General features: G+C 68.6%; 17 protein-coding genes and 1 tRNA gene. 15 read left to right on the top strand and 3 right to left on the bottom strand.

The window, feature by feature from the left end; genetic code table 11:
• From folE to L687_RS23280, 8 genes are all read left to right on the top strand, one after another.
• On the top strand, positions 1-453 hold a 453-nt coding region (gene folE / locus L687_RS23315), incomplete at its 5' end, for a GTP cyclohydrolase I (RefSeq protein ID WP_021198203.1).
• Complete coding sequence (gene folP / locus L687_RS23310; protein ID WP_021198202.1) at positions 453-1262, top strand: dihydropteroate synthase; 810 nt, start codon at positions 453-455, stop codon at positions 1260-1262. The genes folE and folP, both read left to right, overlap by 1 nt.
• A gap of 33 nt (positions 1263-1295) precedes the next feature.
• Positions 1296-1691: a dihydroneopterin aldolase gene (gene folB / locus L687_RS23305; protein WP_021198201.1), complete on the top strand. Its 396-nt coding sequence runs from the start codon at positions 1296-1298 to the stop codon at positions 1689-1691.
• Entirely contained in the window at positions 1688-2227 is a 540-nt protein-coding gene (gene folK, locus L687_RS23300; protein ID WP_021198200.1) for a 2-amino-4-hydroxy-6-hydroxymethyldihydropteridine diphosphokinase, read from the top strand. Before folB ends, folK begins: the two co-directional genes overlap by 4 nt.
• The gene (locus tag L687_RS23295; RefSeq protein WP_021198199.1) at positions 2224-2706 is read left to right on the top strand and encodes a DUF3180 domain-containing protein; all 483 of its coding nucleotides are present in this window, start codon (positions 2224-2226) and stop codon (positions 2704-2706) included. The genes folK and L687_RS23295 overlap by 4 nt, the downstream gene beginning before the upstream one ends.
• A complete protein-coding gene (locus L687_RS23290) occupies positions 2657-3238 on the top strand; it encodes a PH domain-containing protein (protein WP_021198198.1) in 582 nt (193 codons plus the stop codon). Before L687_RS23295 ends, L687_RS23290 begins: the two co-directional genes overlap by 50 nt.
• 20 nt (positions 3239-3258) lie before the next feature.
• Complete coding sequence (locus tag L687_RS23285) at positions 3259-5217, top strand: PH domain-containing protein (protein WP_021198197.1); 1959 nt, start codon at positions 3259-3261, stop codon at positions 5215-5217.
• On the top strand, positions 5207-5899 hold the full coding sequence (locus L687_RS23280) for a DUF2520 domain-containing protein (protein WP_021198196.1): 693 nt from the start codon (positions 5207-5209) through the stop codon (positions 5897-5899). The genes L687_RS23285 and L687_RS23280 overlap by 11 nt, the downstream gene beginning before the upstream one ends.
• A 41-nt stretch (positions 5900-5940) precedes the next feature.
• Here the strand turns inward: L687_RS23280 and L687_RS23275 are convergent, their stop codons facing one another.
• Positions 5941-7818 carry a DUF2207 domain-containing protein gene (locus L687_RS23275; RefSeq protein ID WP_021198195.1) on the bottom strand — a complete coding sequence of 626 codons (1878 nt, stop codon included), beginning with the start codon at positions 7816-7818 and terminating at the stop codon, positions 5941-5943.
• A gap of 80 nt (positions 7819-7898) precedes the next feature.
• Between L687_RS23275 and lysS the strand changes: the two genes are divergently transcribed.
• Positions 7899-9431 (top strand): lysine--tRNA ligase, encoded by a 1533-nt coding sequence (gene lysS / locus L687_RS23270; RefSeq protein ID WP_021198194.1) that lies wholly within the window; start codon positions 7899-7901, stop codon positions 9429-9431.
• Between the two features lie 15 nt (positions 9432-9446).
• On the opposite strand, the gene L687_RS23265 is transcribed toward lysS, so the two are convergent.
• Positions 9447-10565 (bottom strand): DUF4192 family protein, encoded by a 1119-nt coding sequence (locus L687_RS23265; RefSeq protein WP_021198193.1) that lies wholly within the window; start codon positions 10563-10565, stop codon positions 9447-9449.
• A 112-nt stretch (positions 10566-10677) separates the two neighbouring features.
• Between L687_RS23265 and L687_RS42640 the strand changes: the two genes are divergently transcribed.
• The 3 genes from L687_RS42640 to L687_RS23255 all read left to right on the top strand — a co-directional run bounded on the left by L687_RS42640 (position 10678) and on the right by L687_RS23255 (position 13171).
• Positions 10678-10851 (top strand): hypothetical protein, encoded by a 174-nt coding sequence (locus L687_RS42640; RefSeq protein WP_021198192.1) that lies wholly within the window; start codon positions 10678-10680, stop codon positions 10849-10851.
• A gap of 86 nt (positions 10852-10937) precedes the next feature.
• Positions 10938-12398: a cardiolipin synthase gene (gene cls, locus L687_RS23260; protein ID WP_021198191.1), complete on the top strand. Its 1461-nt coding sequence runs from the start codon at positions 10938-10940 to the stop codon at positions 12396-12398.
• Positions 12399-12445: 47 nt separating this feature from the next.
• A complete protein-coding gene (locus L687_RS23255) occupies positions 12446-13171 on the top strand; it encodes a hypothetical protein (RefSeq protein WP_021198190.1) in 726 nt (241 codons plus the stop codon).
• Between the two features lie 19 nt (positions 13172-13190).
• Here the strand turns inward: L687_RS23255 and L687_RS23250 are convergent, their stop codons facing one another.
• Positions 13191-14189: a diacylglycerol/lipid kinase family protein gene (locus L687_RS23250; protein ID WP_021198189.1), complete on the bottom strand. Its 999-nt coding sequence runs from the start codon at positions 14187-14189 to the stop codon at positions 13191-13193.
• A 105-nt stretch (positions 14190-14294) separates the two neighbouring features.
• Here L687_RS23250 and serS point away from each other — a divergent pair, with 105 nt between their 5' ends.
• The 3 genes from serS (at position 14295) to L687_RS23235 (ending at position 16556) form a co-directional block, all read left to right on the top strand.
• A complete protein-coding gene (serS, locus tag L687_RS23245; RefSeq protein WP_021198188.1) occupies positions 14295-15611 on the top strand; it encodes a serine--tRNA ligase in 1317 nt (438 codons plus the stop codon).
• Positions 15608-16429, top strand: coding sequence for an HAD family hydrolase (locus tag L687_RS23240; protein ID WP_021198187.1), 822 nt, complete (start codon positions 15608-15610; stop codon positions 16427-16429). The genes serS and L687_RS23240 overlap by 4 nt, the downstream gene beginning before the upstream one ends.
• A gap of 42 nt (positions 16430-16471) precedes the next feature.
• Positions 16472-16556: transfer RNA gene (locus L687_RS23235), tRNA-Ser, on the top strand.
• Positions 16557-16604: the final 48 nt, after the last annotated feature.

Below are 16604 nucleotides of genomic sequence, written 5' to 3'. Positions count from 1 at the left end.
CCGCTCGCGCGCACCATCAGCGTCTCCCGCGGCCCCGCACCGGATACCCTGCCCTCCGGAGCCGTGCTGCTGCGCGACATCCGCTTCCGCTCCGTCTGCGAGCACCATCTGCTGCCCTTCGCCGGTCATGCGCATATCGCCTACCTCCCCGGGGAGCAGGTCGTGGGGCTCGGAGCGCTGGTGCGCGTCGTCGAGATCCTCGCGGCACGTCCTCAAGTGCAGGAGCGCCTCGGGGAGCAGATCGCCGACACGATCGCAGAGCACCTCGACACCCGCGGGGTGCTGGTCGTGCTCGATGCGGCACACGGGTGCGTCACGATGCGCGGCGGGCGGCAGACCGAGGCATCGACGCTCACTATCGCGGCGCGCGGAGAGTACACGGACGCCGTCGCCCGAGCGGAGCTCATCACCCTGATCGGCGCGTCGGTGCCTCTCGGGGGTGCGGCGCGCTGATGACCGGGATCTGGGGCATCGTCAACGTGACGCCCGATTCGTTCAGCGATGGCGGACGCTATCTCGACGTCGATCGCGCGGTCGCCCACGGACTGCGACTGCGAGCCGAGGGTGCGGCTGTGCTCGATGTGGGCGGAGAATCGACCAGGCCGGGCGCCGACCGCGTCGGCGACGAGGCCGAACAGCAGCGCGTCATCCCCGTGATCGAACAGCTCGCTGCCGCGGGTGTTCCCGTGAGCATCGACACGCTCAGCGCATCGACGGCGGCTGCGGCCGTGCGGGCGGGCGCCAGGATCGTGAACGACGTCTCCGGAGGGCTCGCCGATCCCGAGATGCGCGCGGCCGTCGCGGAGTCCGGGGCCGATTTCGCGATCGGTCATTGGCGTGGCTTCTCCGCCGACATGTACGCGAACGCCGAGTACCGTCGCGTCGCCCGCGAGGTCGCGGGGGAGCTGCAGGAGCGCATCGGCGAGGCGGCGGCCTCCGGAATCGCCCCATCGCGCCTGATCGTCGACCCGGGTATCGGGTTCGCCAAGGCGGGCGCGCAGAACTGGGAGGTGCTGCGGGGGCTCGACGAGATCGTCGCCCTCGGGCCGCGCGTGCTCATCGGCACATCGCGCAAGCGGTTCCTCGCCGAAGCACTGCGCCGGGAAGCCGAGAGCGACGGTGACGTGTCGGAGTCTCGACGCGACCTCGCTACCGCTGTGACCAGTGCTCTCGCGGTCAGGGCCGGAGTCTGGGCCGTGCGTGTGCATGATGTGGCGAGCACGCGCGACGCCCTCGCGATCGCGCACGCCTGGGAAGGCTGAGGGCGCATCGGGGTGGCCCCGTACGCTAGAAGCATGGAGTCCCTCGACGAGATCGTCCTCACCGGTCTGACCGTCTTCGGTCGTCATGGTGTCTTCGAGCACGAACGCCGCGACGGGCAGGAGTTCACGATCGATCTTCGTCTGCGGTTGTCGCTCGCGCAGGCTGCCGTCTCCGACGACGTGAGGGACACCGTGCACTACGGAGAGCTCGCCGAGAAGGTGGCTGCGGTCGTGGCCGGGGAACCGGTGAACCTGATCGAGACGCTCGCCGAGAGGATCGCCGCCGTCGGTCTCGAAGACCGTCGGGTGCAGGACGTCGTCGTGACCGTGCACAAGCCGCATGCGCCGATCGCTCTGGACTTCACCGATGTGGCGGTCACCGTGCATCGCCGCCGAACGCCTGACGCGCTGGAGGACACGACCGTATGAGCCGCAACCTCGCGAACCCGCCCGACATGCCCGCGCCTCGTCCCGGACGTCCGGAGACCACCGCGGTCGTCGCCCTCGGCGCGAACCTCGGCGACCGCCACGACACGATCAGGGCGGCCGCCGAGAGGATCGCGCGGCTCCCGCTGGTCAGCGAGGTGCGCCTCTCCCGGTTGTTCGAGACCGTCGCCCTCCGGCTCGACGGGCCCGATCCCGAGGCACCCGGCTACGTCAACGCCGTGGCTCTGGTGACCACGCGCCTCGCTCCCGAGATCCTTCTCGGGATGCTGCACGCCATCGAGGACGAGAACGGCCGAGAGCGACGGGAGCGCTGGGGCGACCGCACGCTCGACCTCGACCTGATCGCGTACGGCGAGATCATCTCCGACGAACCGCGTCTGCAGCTGCCGCATCCGCGCGCTGCCGAACGCCTCTTCGTGCTCGAACCGTGGCTGGATGTCGACCAGGACGCGGTGATGCTCGGCCGGGGCAGAGTCGCCGACCTCGTGGCGGAACTGCGGGCCCGGAGCGAGGGATGAGACGCACCTCTGCGGGCGTGCTCGTCGTCCTCGCACTGCTCGCCGGCGGGGGCGGGTTCCTGCTCGATCACCTGTTGACGGCATCGGGACGTGTCACGTTCACCCCCTCGCTCCTGCTTCCGGTGCTCCTCCTGCTGATCGGCGCAGCCTCCCTCGGGGTCGCCTGGCCGGTGCGGCGCAGCGTGCGGTCGGGCATCCGCATCGATCCCTTCCGCGCACTCAGAGCGGCGACACTCGCGCGGGCCTCGAGTCTGCTCGGCGCCATCATGGCGGGGTTCGGAGCCGGGCTGCTCGTGTTCCTCCTGTCACGTCCCGTCATTCCGCAGGTAGGGTCGACTGTGGCCATGCTGGCCCTGATCGGAAGCGCGATCGTCCTCGTGATCGCCGCGCTCGTCGCCGAGCAGTTCTGCACCCTGCCGAAGGATCCTGATGACTCAGAACCCAGAGACCGCGCCCCTGAACCCGGCGGAGGGCACTGACCTCGACGCCCTCGACAGGGGGACGTACACCCAGCTGCGCACGGCACGCAACGAGGCCCGCCTCGAACTCGACGGCACGTGGCACCAGATCTCGCCGCGCTATGTCGTGTCGCAGATCGTGCAGAACGTGATCTTCATCGCGATCGTCGCGATCGCCGCCGTCGTGCTGAACGTCGTGCTGAATCAGCAGTGGGTGTGGATCCCCGCCGGGATCATCCTGCTCATCACCGTGTTCGCCCTCATCATCCTCCCGCGCCAGGCGAAGGCGATCGGCTACATGCTCCGCGCCGACGACATCGTCTTCCGCAAGGGCATCCTGTGGCAGCGCATGATCGCCGTCCCCTACGGTCGCATGCAGCTGGTCGACATCACGCAGGGGCCGCTCGACCGCGCGTTCGGCATCGCCCAACTCAAGATGGTCACGGCCGCCGCGACGACCGGCGTGCAGATCCCCGGTCTGACGCAGGGGGCGGCCGAGGCGCTGCGCGACACCCTCATCCAGGTCGCCGAGACCCGTCGGACCGGCCTGTGAGCGAGCAGCAGCCCCCTTTCATGCCGAGCGCGCCCCTGCCCGTCGAGGAGGGTTCCACGACGCTCGCGAACGGTGAGTGGCACCGCATGCACCCCCTCACCCCGCTCTTCAAGGGCGGGCTCGCGCTGATCATCATCGCGGGTATCGTCATCGCGAACATGCGGGATCGCCTGATCACCTGGGCCGTGGGCATCTTCACGCCCGAAGAAGCGCACTACGGCGACTACGCCGGTGCCGATCCTGTCGATTGGGTGCTCTCGAACAACCTGATCCTGGTCGCGCTCCTCAGCGTGCTCGGGCTCGTGGTCGTGCTGGTGCTGATCTTCTGGTTCGTCTGGCGCTTCCAGCAGTTCCGGATCACCGGCGATCACGTCGAGGTCCGCAAGGGAATCATCTTCCGCTCGCACCGCCGCGCACCTCTCGACCGCGTGCAGGGCGTGAACCTGACACGCCCGTTCCCCGCCCGCATCATCGGTCTCGCGAAGCTCGAGGTGGTCGGAGCCGGCAACGACGCGAACGTCGAGCTCGAATACCTCGCGACGCCCCGCGCAGAGTCGGTGCGTGCCGACATCCTGCGTCTGGCATCGGGTGCTCGTGCGGCGCGCGACGCCGCGCTGAACCCGGCGGCAACGTCGGCCGCGCCCGGTCCGACATCCGCCCGGGCGCAGCTGGTCGGTTCGATGAACGCGGGTGTCAACGGCCTCATCTCCGGCGTCGACCTCGCCGATGTCGTCCCCGAGAGCGTCGTGAAGATCCCGACCGGCCGGCTTGTGGGCTCGCAGCTGATCTCCGGGCTGCTGTGGTTCGTCTTCTTCGGAGCGATCTTCGCGATCGCGATCGGCAGCGCGTTGATCGGGATGCTGGCCGATGGCAACTCGGATGGAGGTTTCGTCCTCCTCGGGCTGGGTCTCGGCATGGGCGTCCCCATGGTCATCGCCGTGGTCGGTATCACCTGGGCGCAGATCTCGAAGTCGCTGCGCTACTCGATCGCTCCGACTCCTGACGGCGTGCGCATCACCTACGGTCTTCTCACGACCGTGACCGAGACGCTCCCGCCGGGACGCATCTTCGCGGTGGAGGTGTCGCAGTCGCTGCTGTGGCGCCCGTTCGGGTGGTGGACGATCAAGATCAACCGTATGAGCGGCAAGAGCGCAGCCCAGCAGTCGTCGGGAAGCGGACAGCAGTTCAACGTGGTGCTGCCCGTCGGCAAACGCGCCGATGTCGAACGCGTGCTCGCGCTGGTGCTCCCCGACGTTCCTGGGGAGAGCATCCCGTTCCTCTGGGATCAGGGCGTCGTGGGTCCCGCCGATGGCGACGCGTATCGGACGATGCCACGGCGTGCAGCGTGGCGGCGTCCGTTCTCCTGGAAGCGACACGGCTACCTCGTCGCCGACTTCGGTCTGCTGCTGCGCCGCGGAAACGTCTGGCGCAAGCTCGCCGTGTTCCCGCTGGCACGTCTGCAGGGGGTCTCGCTCAGCCAGGGACCGATCGACCGGCACCAGCGGGTTTCCGGCGCACAGGTGCACACGGTCCCCGGCCCGATCACCGGGTACCTCTCGGGTCTCGAACGTGCCGATGCGCTGGCTCTGGTCGACGAGGTCAGCCGCGCGGCAGCGGAGGCGGCGTCTCGCGACACCACCCACCGCTGGAGTGCGCACGCGACGGAGATTCCCGTCGCAGCGCCTCCGGCCCCGCCGGCGTACACCGGCCCGCCGCCGGTCTTCCCCGTCCCCGGACAGGCAGGGCCGCCCGCCCCGCCCGTATCGCCGCCTGCACCGCCGGTCGACACGCCGGCGCCTCCGGTGCTTCCGGTGCTTCCGCCGGCATCTCCGGTGGGACCGCCTTCGGGTGTACCGGCAGCGCCCGCGGAGAACGCTCCGGAGGGTCCGCAGGTGCCTCCGAACTTCCCGGCTGCTCCGCCGGCAGCTCCTCCCGCACCCCCGCTGCTCCGGCGGACGAGGCGCGACGATGGCGCGTGACGGACGCCTCGGCGTCGGCATCATCGGGGCAGGGCGCGTAGGGCCGGTCGTCGGGGCGGCGCTCGGCGGTGCAGGACATGCCGTGATCGGGATCACCAGCGGATCCGACGACGAACGCGCCTCGGCCGTGCTGCCGGACGTGCCGGTTCTCGATGCCCTGGAGGTCGTGCGTCGCGCCGAGCTCGTGATCATCGCGGTACCCACCGAGCAGCTGCCGTCGCTCGTCGCGGGCATCGCCGAGGTGGGCGGCTGGCAGATCGGCCAGCTCGTGCTGCACACCGACCCCGGCTACGGCATCGACGTGCTGCGCCCGGCAGCCGAACGCGGGGCGATCCCCCTCGCCGTGCATCCCGCGATCACCTTCACAGGGACGTCGATCGACCTTCGGCAGCTGCATGCCGGGTTCGCCGCGGTGACCGCTCCGGTCGCCGTGCTGCCGATCGCCCAGGCCCTCGCCGTGGAGATGGGGTGCGAGCCCGTCGTGATCGCGGAGGCGGATCGCCCGGCCTACGCCGATGCGATCGCGACAGCCACCGAGTTCTCGCGGTCGATCATCGGACAGTCGACCGCGCGACTACGGGAGATCGGCGTGGAGAACCCCGGCGGCTACCTCTCGGCGTTGGTGCAGTCGACCGTCGAGCGCGCGCTGCGCGAAGCCTCCGACGCACCCCCGCTGATCTGAAGCTTCCGCGGCGGTACCCCGGATGCGGGCGCCAGTGGGACTCACCGTCCGCCGGAGAAGCCGCCGCCTCCGCCGCCCCCGGAGAACCCGCCGCCGAATGCCCCTCCGGCACTCGACGAAGAGCCCGCCGAGGGGGCCGAGTACGTCGCGGCTGAGTGCGACGATGCCACGAACGAGGCGAGCTGCGTCCGGAGTGCGAACGATGCCGGGTCGCCGATCCAGGATGCGCCGCGCTCCGCGCTCGCGTAGGCCTTCTCGAGCACATCACCCCACTCGCGTTCCATCCCGAACAGGATCGCGTAGGGGAGAAGCCGTTCGTACACGTGGATGACGTCGGCGGTGCCGTCGGCGCGACGTTCGGCTCCGGTGTACGACTGGAGCATGCGCAGGCGATCGGCGTCGGCGACCCGGATGAACTCCTTCACTCCCTGCAGATACTCGTAGGTGCGTGCGCCTTCGACGGTGAGCACCGTGTGCTTCGAGAACGGATAGACGCTGGAGAGCAGCACGAGGAAAGCCCCGATGGAGATCACGACGAGTGCAGGGATCGCGGACAGGCGTCCGCTGGCGGCGCTCCAGATCCCGAACGCCAAGCCGACGACGGCGAGGCCGATCGCACACCACTGCAGGATCACAGCACTTCGACTGCGTGCCTTCTCGGTGAGTCCGCGGCTCTGCGCCTCGGTCGTGCCTCGGTGCTGGAGTGCCGTCATCCGAGCGGCGAAGGCTTCGTCGGCGGCGGGGAGATCGACCACCCCGTCGGCGTCCGCATCGAGGAAGAGCGCTTCGAGGGCGTCGACGTCGAGCTGGTCGGGGCTGTGTGCCTCGCCGAGACGACGAACGCGAGGCTCGTCTTCCTCCGTCCCCTCTTCGATGCGCAGCATGCCACGGACGGCGAGGTGCACGATCTCGGACGGGATCACGTCTTCGGCCCCGGGAACGACGGCAGCGGCGAGCAGCGGGGGCAGCGAGTCCGGCACGTCGTACTGGGCGACCACGATGCCGGTAGCGGCTCGCCGTCTGCGCGCGAAGGCCGACACCGCCACCCAGCTGCCGGCGGCGAGTCCGAGAGCGCCGACCGCAGCGACGATCGGTGCGACGTCGGCGACCGGATCCGGTGTCCGGGCGAGCGGCTGCGTGGCGGTGCCCGGTTCGAAACCGATGGCCACCGTCACCCCGTCACCGGCGGGACGAGGCCCCGATTCGACACGGAAGGTCGCGCTGCGGCCGTCGGTGGTCGGACCCTCCAGCTCGCACTCCTCCTTCGAGCCGGAAGGGCCGGAGTAGCAGCGGGTGGCACCGTTGAGTGCGTTGCTCATCGCAGGATCGAACACGATCTCTGCGCGGAACCGGTCGATGGGCTGCGTGCTGTCGAGGGGGAGCAGGTCCCAGTAGAACTCGTCTGCCGGGGGAGCGGACGAACCCTCGGACCGATCGGTCGCGAGGATCACGTCGCGCATCTCGTACTCGATGACGTAGGTGGTGAGGCCCCGCACGAAGTCGTCGTCGTTACCCGTCAGCACGTAGAGGAGCCCGTCCTCCTCGTCCGTCTCGTAGGGCACGTCCGCCCCGTTGCTGTCGGTCACGGACAGGATCGTCGTCTCGATGCTCGCCCCTTCGTATGAAGTCGCGAGTCCGCGGACGATGCCGCGATTCTGGTCGACGTCGGGGAAGCGGGCAACGAGGGTCTCCGTCACGCGCATGCGGGCGCGGCCCTCGTCGTCGAGACCGATCTCGTAGACGGCATCCCACGAGCTGTAGGAGAAATCGTCGACATCGGTGGGGACGTCCGCGGGCCGGGGCGCAGCCAGGTGCGACGCGGGCCCGTCGGACGCGGCCTGCGCGGCGGCAGGGGCGAGGACCGCCACCATCGCGAGGGAGAGGGCAGCGAACGCGCGGAGGATCCGTGTGTGGGCCATTCTTCGAGGCTACCCAGCGTGCGCCAAGCAGCGGGATGCCGCCTCGGTAAACTGGGAGGGACTTCCAAGGAGCCCCCCACATGACTGACGCGTCCGCCGCGCCCGAATCGGCCTCGACCGACCCTTCCCTCGAAGAGGACGTCCACGAGCAGAAGGCCGTGCGCCTCGCCAAGCGCGAGCGCCTGATCGAGAAGCGGGCGGATGCGGGCGGCGGGGCGTTCCCGGTCGCCGTTCCCGTCACGCACACGATTCCCGCGCTGCGCGCCGAGTACGGCGAGCTCGAGGCCGGCGCCGAAACCGGTGTCATCGTCGGAGTCGCGGGTCGTGTGGTGTTCAGTCGCAACACCGGCAAGCTCTGCTTCGCCACTCTGCAGGCGGGTGACGGCTCGCGCATCCAGGCCATGATCTCCCTGGCGAACGTCGGCGAGGAGTCGCTGGCCGACTGGAAGGAGTACGTCGACCTGGGGGACCACGTCTTCGTGCACGGTGAAGTCATCTCCAGTCGCCGCGGCGAGCTGTCGATCATGGCGGACGACTGGACGATCGCGGCGAAGGCGATCCTGCCGCTCCCCAATGCCTACTCCGAACTCAGCGAGGAGGGCCGCGTACGCAGCCGCTACCTCGACCTGATCGTGCGCGAGCAGGCGCGCACGACGGTCCGCGCGCGCGCCGCCGTGAATGCGAGCCTGCGTTCGACGTTCACCAGCCATGACTACCTCGAGGTGGAGACCCCGATGCTGCAGGTGCAGCACGGCGGGGCCTCTGCCCGCCCGTTCATCACGCACTCGAACGCGTTCGACACCGAGCTGTACCTGCGCATCGCACCCGAGCTGTACCTCAAGCGCGCTGTCGTCGGCGGGATCGAGCGCGTCTACGAGATCAACCGGAACTTCCGCAACGAGGGAGCCGACTCTACACACAGCCCCGAGTTCGCGATGCTCGAGGCCTACCAGGCGTATGGCGACTACAACCAGATGGCCGCCCTCACACAGGAGCTCGTGCAGAACGCGGCGATCGCCGTCGCCGGCTCCACGACCGTGACCTGGGCCGACGGTACCGAGTATGAGCTCGGCGGCGAGTGGGATCGCATCTCGATGTACGAGTCGCTGTCGGCCGCATCCGGGCGCACCATCACTCCGCAGGACTCGGTCGAAGACCTGGTCGCGTTCGCCGAGGCCAACGACGTCGATCTGCCTCCGCAGGCCACTCACGGCAAGCTCGTCGAGGAACTGTGGGAGCATTTCGTGAAGGGCGACCTCGTCCGCCCCACGTTCGTGATGGATTTCCCCGTCGATACGTCGCCCCTGGTCCGTGAACACCGCTCGATCGCGGGTGTCGTGGAGAAGTGGGATCTGTACATCCGTGGCTTCGAGCTGGCGACCGGGTACTCCGAACTGGTCGACCCCGTGATCCAACGCGAGCGCTTCGTGGAACAGGCCAAACTCGCCGCACGCGGTGACGTCGAGGCGATGCCGGTCGACGAAGAGTTCCTGCGGGCCCTCGAGCACGGCATGCCGCCGTCCGGAGGAATGGGCATGGGGATCGACCGCCTGCTGATGGCGATCACCGGCCTGGGCATTCGTGAGACCATCCTGTTCCCCCTGGTCAAGTAACACGATCACCGACGGTCACTGCGCCGAGTGGCGACGGAACGCCCACTCCGGGAGTATCGCTCCGCCGATCATGGTCTCCAGGAGCGCGGCCAGTGAATAGTGCGGGTCGATCTCTCGCACCATCTCGAGGTATCGGCCCGCGTGGCTGGCGCGTCCCAGAGCCCATGACAACCACGCCGCCACGGTGAGGGGTGCGGATCGCGAGAGCCTCGGAGCCCGTGCCGCCGCTTCGCGTGCGGCGGTGAGGGCGCGTCGGAGGCGGTCGGTGTCGGGAGTGGGGCCGCGCCCGAGGAACACCTCACCCACCTCGTCGGGGATCATCACCCCGGATGCCTCGAACGCGGTCTGTGCAGCGAGGGTGCGCACGCCGCCTGCCAGGTCGGTCGCCCACTGAGCGATGGCGACGTCCCGCAAAAGGGGCTGCTCGAGGCACCACAGCAGCGTGGCCGTCGCGAACGGGGGCAGAGCGTCGGGTGCCGCCAGCACCGACTCGTAGAAGGCCGGAACATCGTCGAGCAGGACGAGCGCGGCGATGAGCCGCGGATCATCCCGACTCGTCAGTCGACCTCGACCCTTCCGATCGAGGAACGCCGCGAGCTCGAGCGACGCGGTCCCCACACGTTCCTTCTCGGCGAGGTCGACGTGCGGGAGATCCGCCCCGACGCTCTGGTCTCCGGACACGTCGGTCGACAGCGGTAGATCGGCGGGAGTGCGGATCTGCGCCAACGGCCCCAGCTCGGGCTCCTCGTCGAGGTAGCTCGACCACCCGGAGGGGGTCACGCAGAGAGCGTCGACGATGCGGAGGCCCGCCTCCTCTGCGCACCCCAACAGCTCGTCGACGGCGACCGCGTGGGGGAGGACGAGACCGTCTCGCGTCGGGTGCGACTCCTCATCGGTGTAGACGACGACCGCGACGGCATCCGTCGCTGTGACGCGGGCGACGAGGCCGACGGCGGCGTCGGCATAGACCTCGAGGTCAGCCTTCTCCTGCGGGAGATCGAGACGCATGGCTCCGTCGGTGCGGCTGCCTCGGAAAGGGAGGAGCACGATGCTCCGACGGGGCGTGAAGCCCGCGAGGGACGGGACGATGCCGAGGAAAGCGGCGGAATCGGAGGCTCGGAGAACTGTTGTCATCCCGAGAGTGTCGTCGAGGGCGAAGCCCGCCGAGCGCGAAAGAGGACCCTGTGGACGGAGTTCCTGTGAACGCCGAAATGTGCACGAACAGTGGCTCGCGTACCATGGGGTGATGGACAACTTCTGGCTCGCCGCGGCATGGTCGCTTCTGCCGACCGTCGGAGTGAGCATCGTGTTCTTCCTCGTGGTCCGCGGCATTCTCCGCTTCGACCGGACCGAGCGCAAGGTGCACGCGCAGATCGAGGCTGAGGAGCGCGCCGCGCGAGGCCTCCCGCCGCGCGCCTGAGTCCGACCCATCGGCTACTGTGAAGCCAGCGCACCTGTTCGGGTGCGCCTCGGCTGTGATGGTCACTGCGGTGGCGAGGGGGCACGATGACTGCGGAGACCTGGGGATGGTGGATCGCCGCCTTCCTCGTGGTGCTCGACATCATCATCCGTGTCACGGCCATCATCGTCATCCCCCGCAACAGGCGTCCCACGGCGGCGATGGCATGGCTGCTGGCCGTGTTCTTCATACCGTTCGTCGGTGTCTTCCTGTTCCTCGTGATCGGCAACCCGCGCCTTCCCCGCGCGCGTCGGCGCAAACAGGATCAGATCAACGAGTACATCGCCGAGACCAGCGAGCACCTGCATTTCGGCACGCTCCGCCCGAACGCACCCGCGTGGTTCGGGCCGATCGTGCAGATGAATCAGAAGCTCGGCGCCCTCCCGCTCTCGGGCGACAACGGCGCCCACCTCATCTCGGACTACCAGGAGTCCCTCGATGAGATGGCGCAGGCGATCCGCACGGCGCAGGAGTATGTGCACGTCGAGTTCTACATCCTGCAGTCCGACACGTCGACCGACAACTTCTTCCGGGCGCTGGAAGAGGTCTGCGCCCGTGGTGTCGAGGTCCGCGTGCTCCTGGACCACTGGGCCAACCGCGGCAAGCCCCGCTACAAGCAGACCATCGCGCGCCTCAATGCGATGGGCGCCGACTGGCATCTGATGCTCCCGGTGCAGCCGCTCAAGGGCAAGATGCAGCGCCCCGATCTGCGCAACCACCGCAAGCTCCTCGTCGTCGACGGCAACATCGCGTTCCTCGGATCGCAGAACATCACCGATTCGACCTACAACCTGCCGAAGAACATCAAGCGCGGTCTGCACTGGGTCGACCTGATGGTGCGTCTGGACGGCCCGGTCGTGCTGAGCGTGAACGCGATCTTCGTCGCGGACTGGTACAGCGAGACCGACACCGTCCTCGAGGGCATCGACATCGCTCACGCGAACATCGGCTCCGGTGACCTCGACTGCCAGGTCGTCCCGTCCGGTCCCGGTTTCGAGGTCGAGAACAACCTCCGGCTCTTCCTCAGCCTGCTCTATGCGGCGAAGAAGAAGATCATGATCGTCAGCCCCTACTTCGTCCCGGACGAGGCGCTGCTGCTCGCGGTCACCGCGGCCGTGGACCGCGGCGTGCACGTCGAGCTGTTCGTGTCGGAAGAGGGCGACCAAGCGATGGTGTACCACGCCCAGCGCAGCTACTACGAGGTGCTGCTCAAGGCCGGAGTCCGCATCTGGATGTATCGCAAGCCGTACATCCTGCACACCAAGACGCTGACCATCGACGATGAGGTCGCCGTGATCGGATCGAGCAACATGGACATGCGCTCCTTCGGTCTGAACCTCGAGGTCTCGATGCTGGTGCGAGGCGAGGAGTTCGTCGCCGAGATGCGCGAGGTCGAAGACAAGTACCGCTCGCTCAGCCGAGAGCTGACGCTGGAGGAGTGGATGCAGCAGCCGCTTCGTTCGACGGTGCTCGACAACCTCGCCCGCCTCACCTCCGCGCTGCAGTAGGCGACGCAGGCTATCCGCACGAACTTCGTGAGGGCTACCCTGTGACCATGACCTCCGCACTTCGTCCTCTCGTTTCCGTCATGGGCGTCGTCGCCGCTGCGCTCCTCATCGCAGGGTGCACTGCCGGTCCGGGCGCGCAGACGCCGACCAGCTCTCCAGCCCCGAGCGCCGGCATCGACGATCAGAACGACGTCGAGGGTGCACTGCTCGACGAAGGACGCATGTTCGCCGTCATCACGGTGGGCTCCTCCACCTGCGTGCCGCAGGTCGACCAGGTCACCGCGGAAGGACAGACCGTGACCGTCACCCTCGTCGACGCGGAGGGCGAGGCTTCGAAGCCCTGCACGAAGGATCTCGCGCCGCGCGCGAGCCTGGGCACGCTGCCGGAAGGCGTGGACCCGAAGGCCGACATCACCATGAACGTCACCTACGGTGACATCACCGACGATGTGGACCTCGACGGCGATCCGGCGGCGACGGGTACGCCCGGGACGCCCACCGAGTATCTGCCATCGGCCGGCTGGTTCGACGACGGCGGCCTCGTTCTGCTGACCTGGGGATCCTCGTCCTGCCCGCCGGTCGTCGACACACTGGAGGGCTCGGGGAACGCCGGGACCGCGACGTTCGTGACTGACGCGAACCAGGTGTGCACGATGGACATGGGACCGCGTGCGACCATCCTCTCCTTCGGCGATGACACGGTCGACGACGAGGCGGCCTTCACTCTGACCCTCGTCGGCGGCGGGCTCGACGGCACGGTCGAGGTCCGCTGAGCGTCAGGGGCCGCGGCTCTCAGAGGATGTGCACCGGGTGGCCTGACGGCAGTGCCAGGAGCAGAGCCCCAGGATCAGCCCAGCAGGTGATGCGCACCGCTTCACCGAACTCGTCGCCGTCGAGTTCGATCGGGATGGGCTCGGGTGCTGCGGCTTCGGCGGCGGCACCGTGGAAGTAGTGCACCGAGGCGTTCTTACCGCGGTGCTCGAGTACCCGGCGTCCGGCGCGGAAGCGGCGGAGCACGGAGTTGTCCCACCAGATCTTCCGCCAGACCCCGAACCAGCCGAACATGCCGGTCGGCTGGATGACGGCGACGTCCAGGGCGGCGTCGGTGATCGATGCGTCGGGGATCAGGGAGATGCCGGCGGGGAGAGTGCCGCAGTTCGCGAAGAGCAGGCTGTACGCGCGGTGCGAGTGCAGGCGTCCGTCATCGACCTGGTAGACGGCCCGGAACGGCTTCGCGCGCGGCAGTGAGCGGGCGGCACCGTCGACGTACGCGATCCATCCCACGGACTTCTTCAGGTCGGATCGGGTGTTCGCGATCATGTCGGCGTCGAGCCCCATGCCCGCCAGCACCACGAAGGCGTGTTGGGCCTCCTCGCCGTCTTCTCGTGTGAGGCGGGCCCAGCCGATGTCGATCGGATGCCGGAAGTCGCCGAGCGCGGCGCGGATCATCTCGGTCGGGTCACCGAGGGGGAGGCCGAGATTGCGGGCCAGCAGGTTTCCGGTGCCGCTGGGCAGGATCGCCAACGGCACCCCGCTGTTCGCGATCGCCTCGGACACCGCCCGCACCGTGCCATCGCCTCCGGCGACCAGCACGACGTCCACCCCGCGCTCCAGAGCCTGCGCAGTGGCAAGCTGCCCGGCATCCTCGAGCGTCGTGGGATAGAACGCCGGATGCGCCCATCCTGCTTCGCGCGAGAGGTCGCGCACTGTGGCGCGGAGATGCTTGCCGTCGACCTTGATGGGGTTGTAGACGAGCGCCGCCTGTCGCTGGACGGGTGCGCTGGATGTCATGGCGCTACTCTAAACCGGGAAAGACCCGCCCCGTCGATCCGGAGCAGGTGACTCCTGGCGGTCCTCGCATCCGGCGCGCCCGGGCGTTCACCGTAGACTTGGTGGATGATCGACCTCGCACTCCTCCGCGAAAACCCGGAGATCGTCCGCCGTTCGCAGACTGCTCGTGGAAACGACCAGAGCACCGTCGACGTCGCTCTCGAGGCCGATCGATCGCGCAGGTCCGCGCTGTCCGCTTTCGAAGAGCTGCGCGCCGAGCAGAACGCCTTCGGCAAGCAGGTCGCGAAGGCCCCCAAGGAGGAGAAGGCGGCGCTGGTCGCGCAGGCGAAAGACCTCGCGGAGCGTGTCAAGCAGGCTCAGCATGCGGCGAACGAGGCTGCGGACGCAGCGGCAGCCGCACTCGCTCGAATCGAGAACGTGGTGATCGACGGTGTCCCCGCCGGCGGCGAGGCGGACTTCGTCGAGCTGCGTCGTGTCGGCGACGTGCCGGCTTTCGATTTCGAGCCGAAGGACCACCTCGAGCTCGGTGAACTCCTCGGTGCGATCGATATGGAACGCGGCGCCAAAGTGTCGGGCGCCCGTTTCTACTTCCTGCGCGGCATCGGCGCGCGCCTCGAGATCGCGTTGATGAACCTGGCGCTCGACAAAGCGCTGCAGAACGGATTCGTGCCGCTGATCACCCCGACGCTCGTTCGTCCGGAGATCATGCAGGGCACCGGGTTCCTCGGCGAGCACGCCGACGAGGTCTACCACCTCGACAAGGATGACGACCTGTACCTGGTGGGCACCAGCGAGGTCGCCCTCGCCGGCTACCACAAAGACGAGATCGTCGACCTGTCCGATGGTGCCCTCCGTTATGCCGGCTGGTCGACCTGCTACCGGCGAGAGGCCGGATCGCATGGCAAGGACACCCGCGGCATCATCCGCGTGCACCAGTTCAACAAGCTCGAGATGTTCGTCTACACGACCGCGGAAGAGGCGGAAGCCGAGCACCTGCGCCTCGTCGCGCTGCAGGAGGAGATGCTGACCTCGCTCGGCCTCGCCTATCGCGTGATCGACGTCGCGGCCGGAGACCTCGGATCGAGCGCGGCACGCAAGTACGACATCGAGGCGTGGGTCCCCACGCAGGGCGCGTTCCGTGAACTCACCTCGACCTCGAACTGCACGACCTATCAGGCGCGACGGCTCGACGTGCGTCACCGCCCGGCCGTCGACGCGGCCGATCCCGCGGGCCAGGGCACGGCCAAGACGCAGCACGTGGCCACCCTGAACGGCACTCTCGCCACCACCCGCTGGATCGTCGCCCTGCTCGAGACGCACCAGCAGGCCGACGGCTCGGTGCGCGTGCCGGAGGTTCTGCGGCCGTATCTCGGCGGCCTCGAAGTGATCGAGCCCCTCGCGGCCGGGCGGGCCGCCCGATGACAGGACCCTGGCTGGTCGGCCTCGACGTCGACGGGACGATCCTGCTGCAGGACGAGACGATGAGCCCCGGCGTTCCGGAAGCCATCGCCAGGGTGCGCGACGGCGGGAACGTCGTCACCATCGCCACAGGGCGCAGTTGGATGGCCACGCGACGCTATGTCGAGGAGCTCGGCCTGACCGCCGACTACGTGGTGTGCTCCAACGGCGCGGTGACGATGCGGCGCTCCGGCGACGACTGGGAGCGCTGGAACGTCGAGACCTTCGATCCGACCCCTGTCCTCGGTCTGCTGCGCGAGCGTCTTCCCGATGCCCGATACATGGTCGAACTCGCCTCGGGCCAGCGACTGTTCACCGAGCAGCTCGACGACTGGACTCTCGACGGCGGCCGGCAGGTCGACTTCGACGAGCTCGGGGAGCTCCCCGTCTCGCGTATCGTCGTCGTCTCTCCCGGTCACGACGAAGAGGACTTCCACCGTCTGGTGGCGGATGCCGGTCTCAACGAGGTGTCCTACGCGATCGGGTGGACCGCGTGGCTCGACATCGCACCGCAGGGTGTCGACAAGGGCACGGCGTTGGAACAGGTGCGCACGGAACTCGGGCTCGACGAGGGCCGCATCTTCGTCGCCGGCGACGGACGCAACGACATCGGGATGTTCGGCTGGGCCCGCTCGCTCGGCGGACGAGCGGTGGCGATGGGGCAGGCCCCCGACGTGGTGAAGGAAGCGGCGGGCGAGGTCACCGCAGATGTCGTCGACGGCGGCCTCGCGCGGGCTCTCGACACGCTTCCAGCCCCCGCCCAGGTCAGCGCAGGAGAATAGAACTCGGCTAGACTCACGCCTGGTCGACAGAAGCATCTGTCGGGAGGGTTGTCCGAGCGGCCGATGGAGCTGGTCTTGAAAACCAGTGGGCAGAGATGTCTCGTGGGTTCGAATCCCACACCCTCCGCATGTGAGCACGGTGCCCCCCGCACCGGCGCTTGATCCGAAAGGACCC

This window comes from Microbacterium maritypicum MF109 (assembly GCF_000455825.1).
Lineage (GTDB): Bacteria > Actinomycetota > Actinomycetes > Actinomycetales > Microbacteriaceae > Microbacterium > Microbacterium maritypicum_A.
Note: the sequence above shows the minus strand (reverse complement) of the source record. Positions and strands in the feature narration are given on the sequence as shown.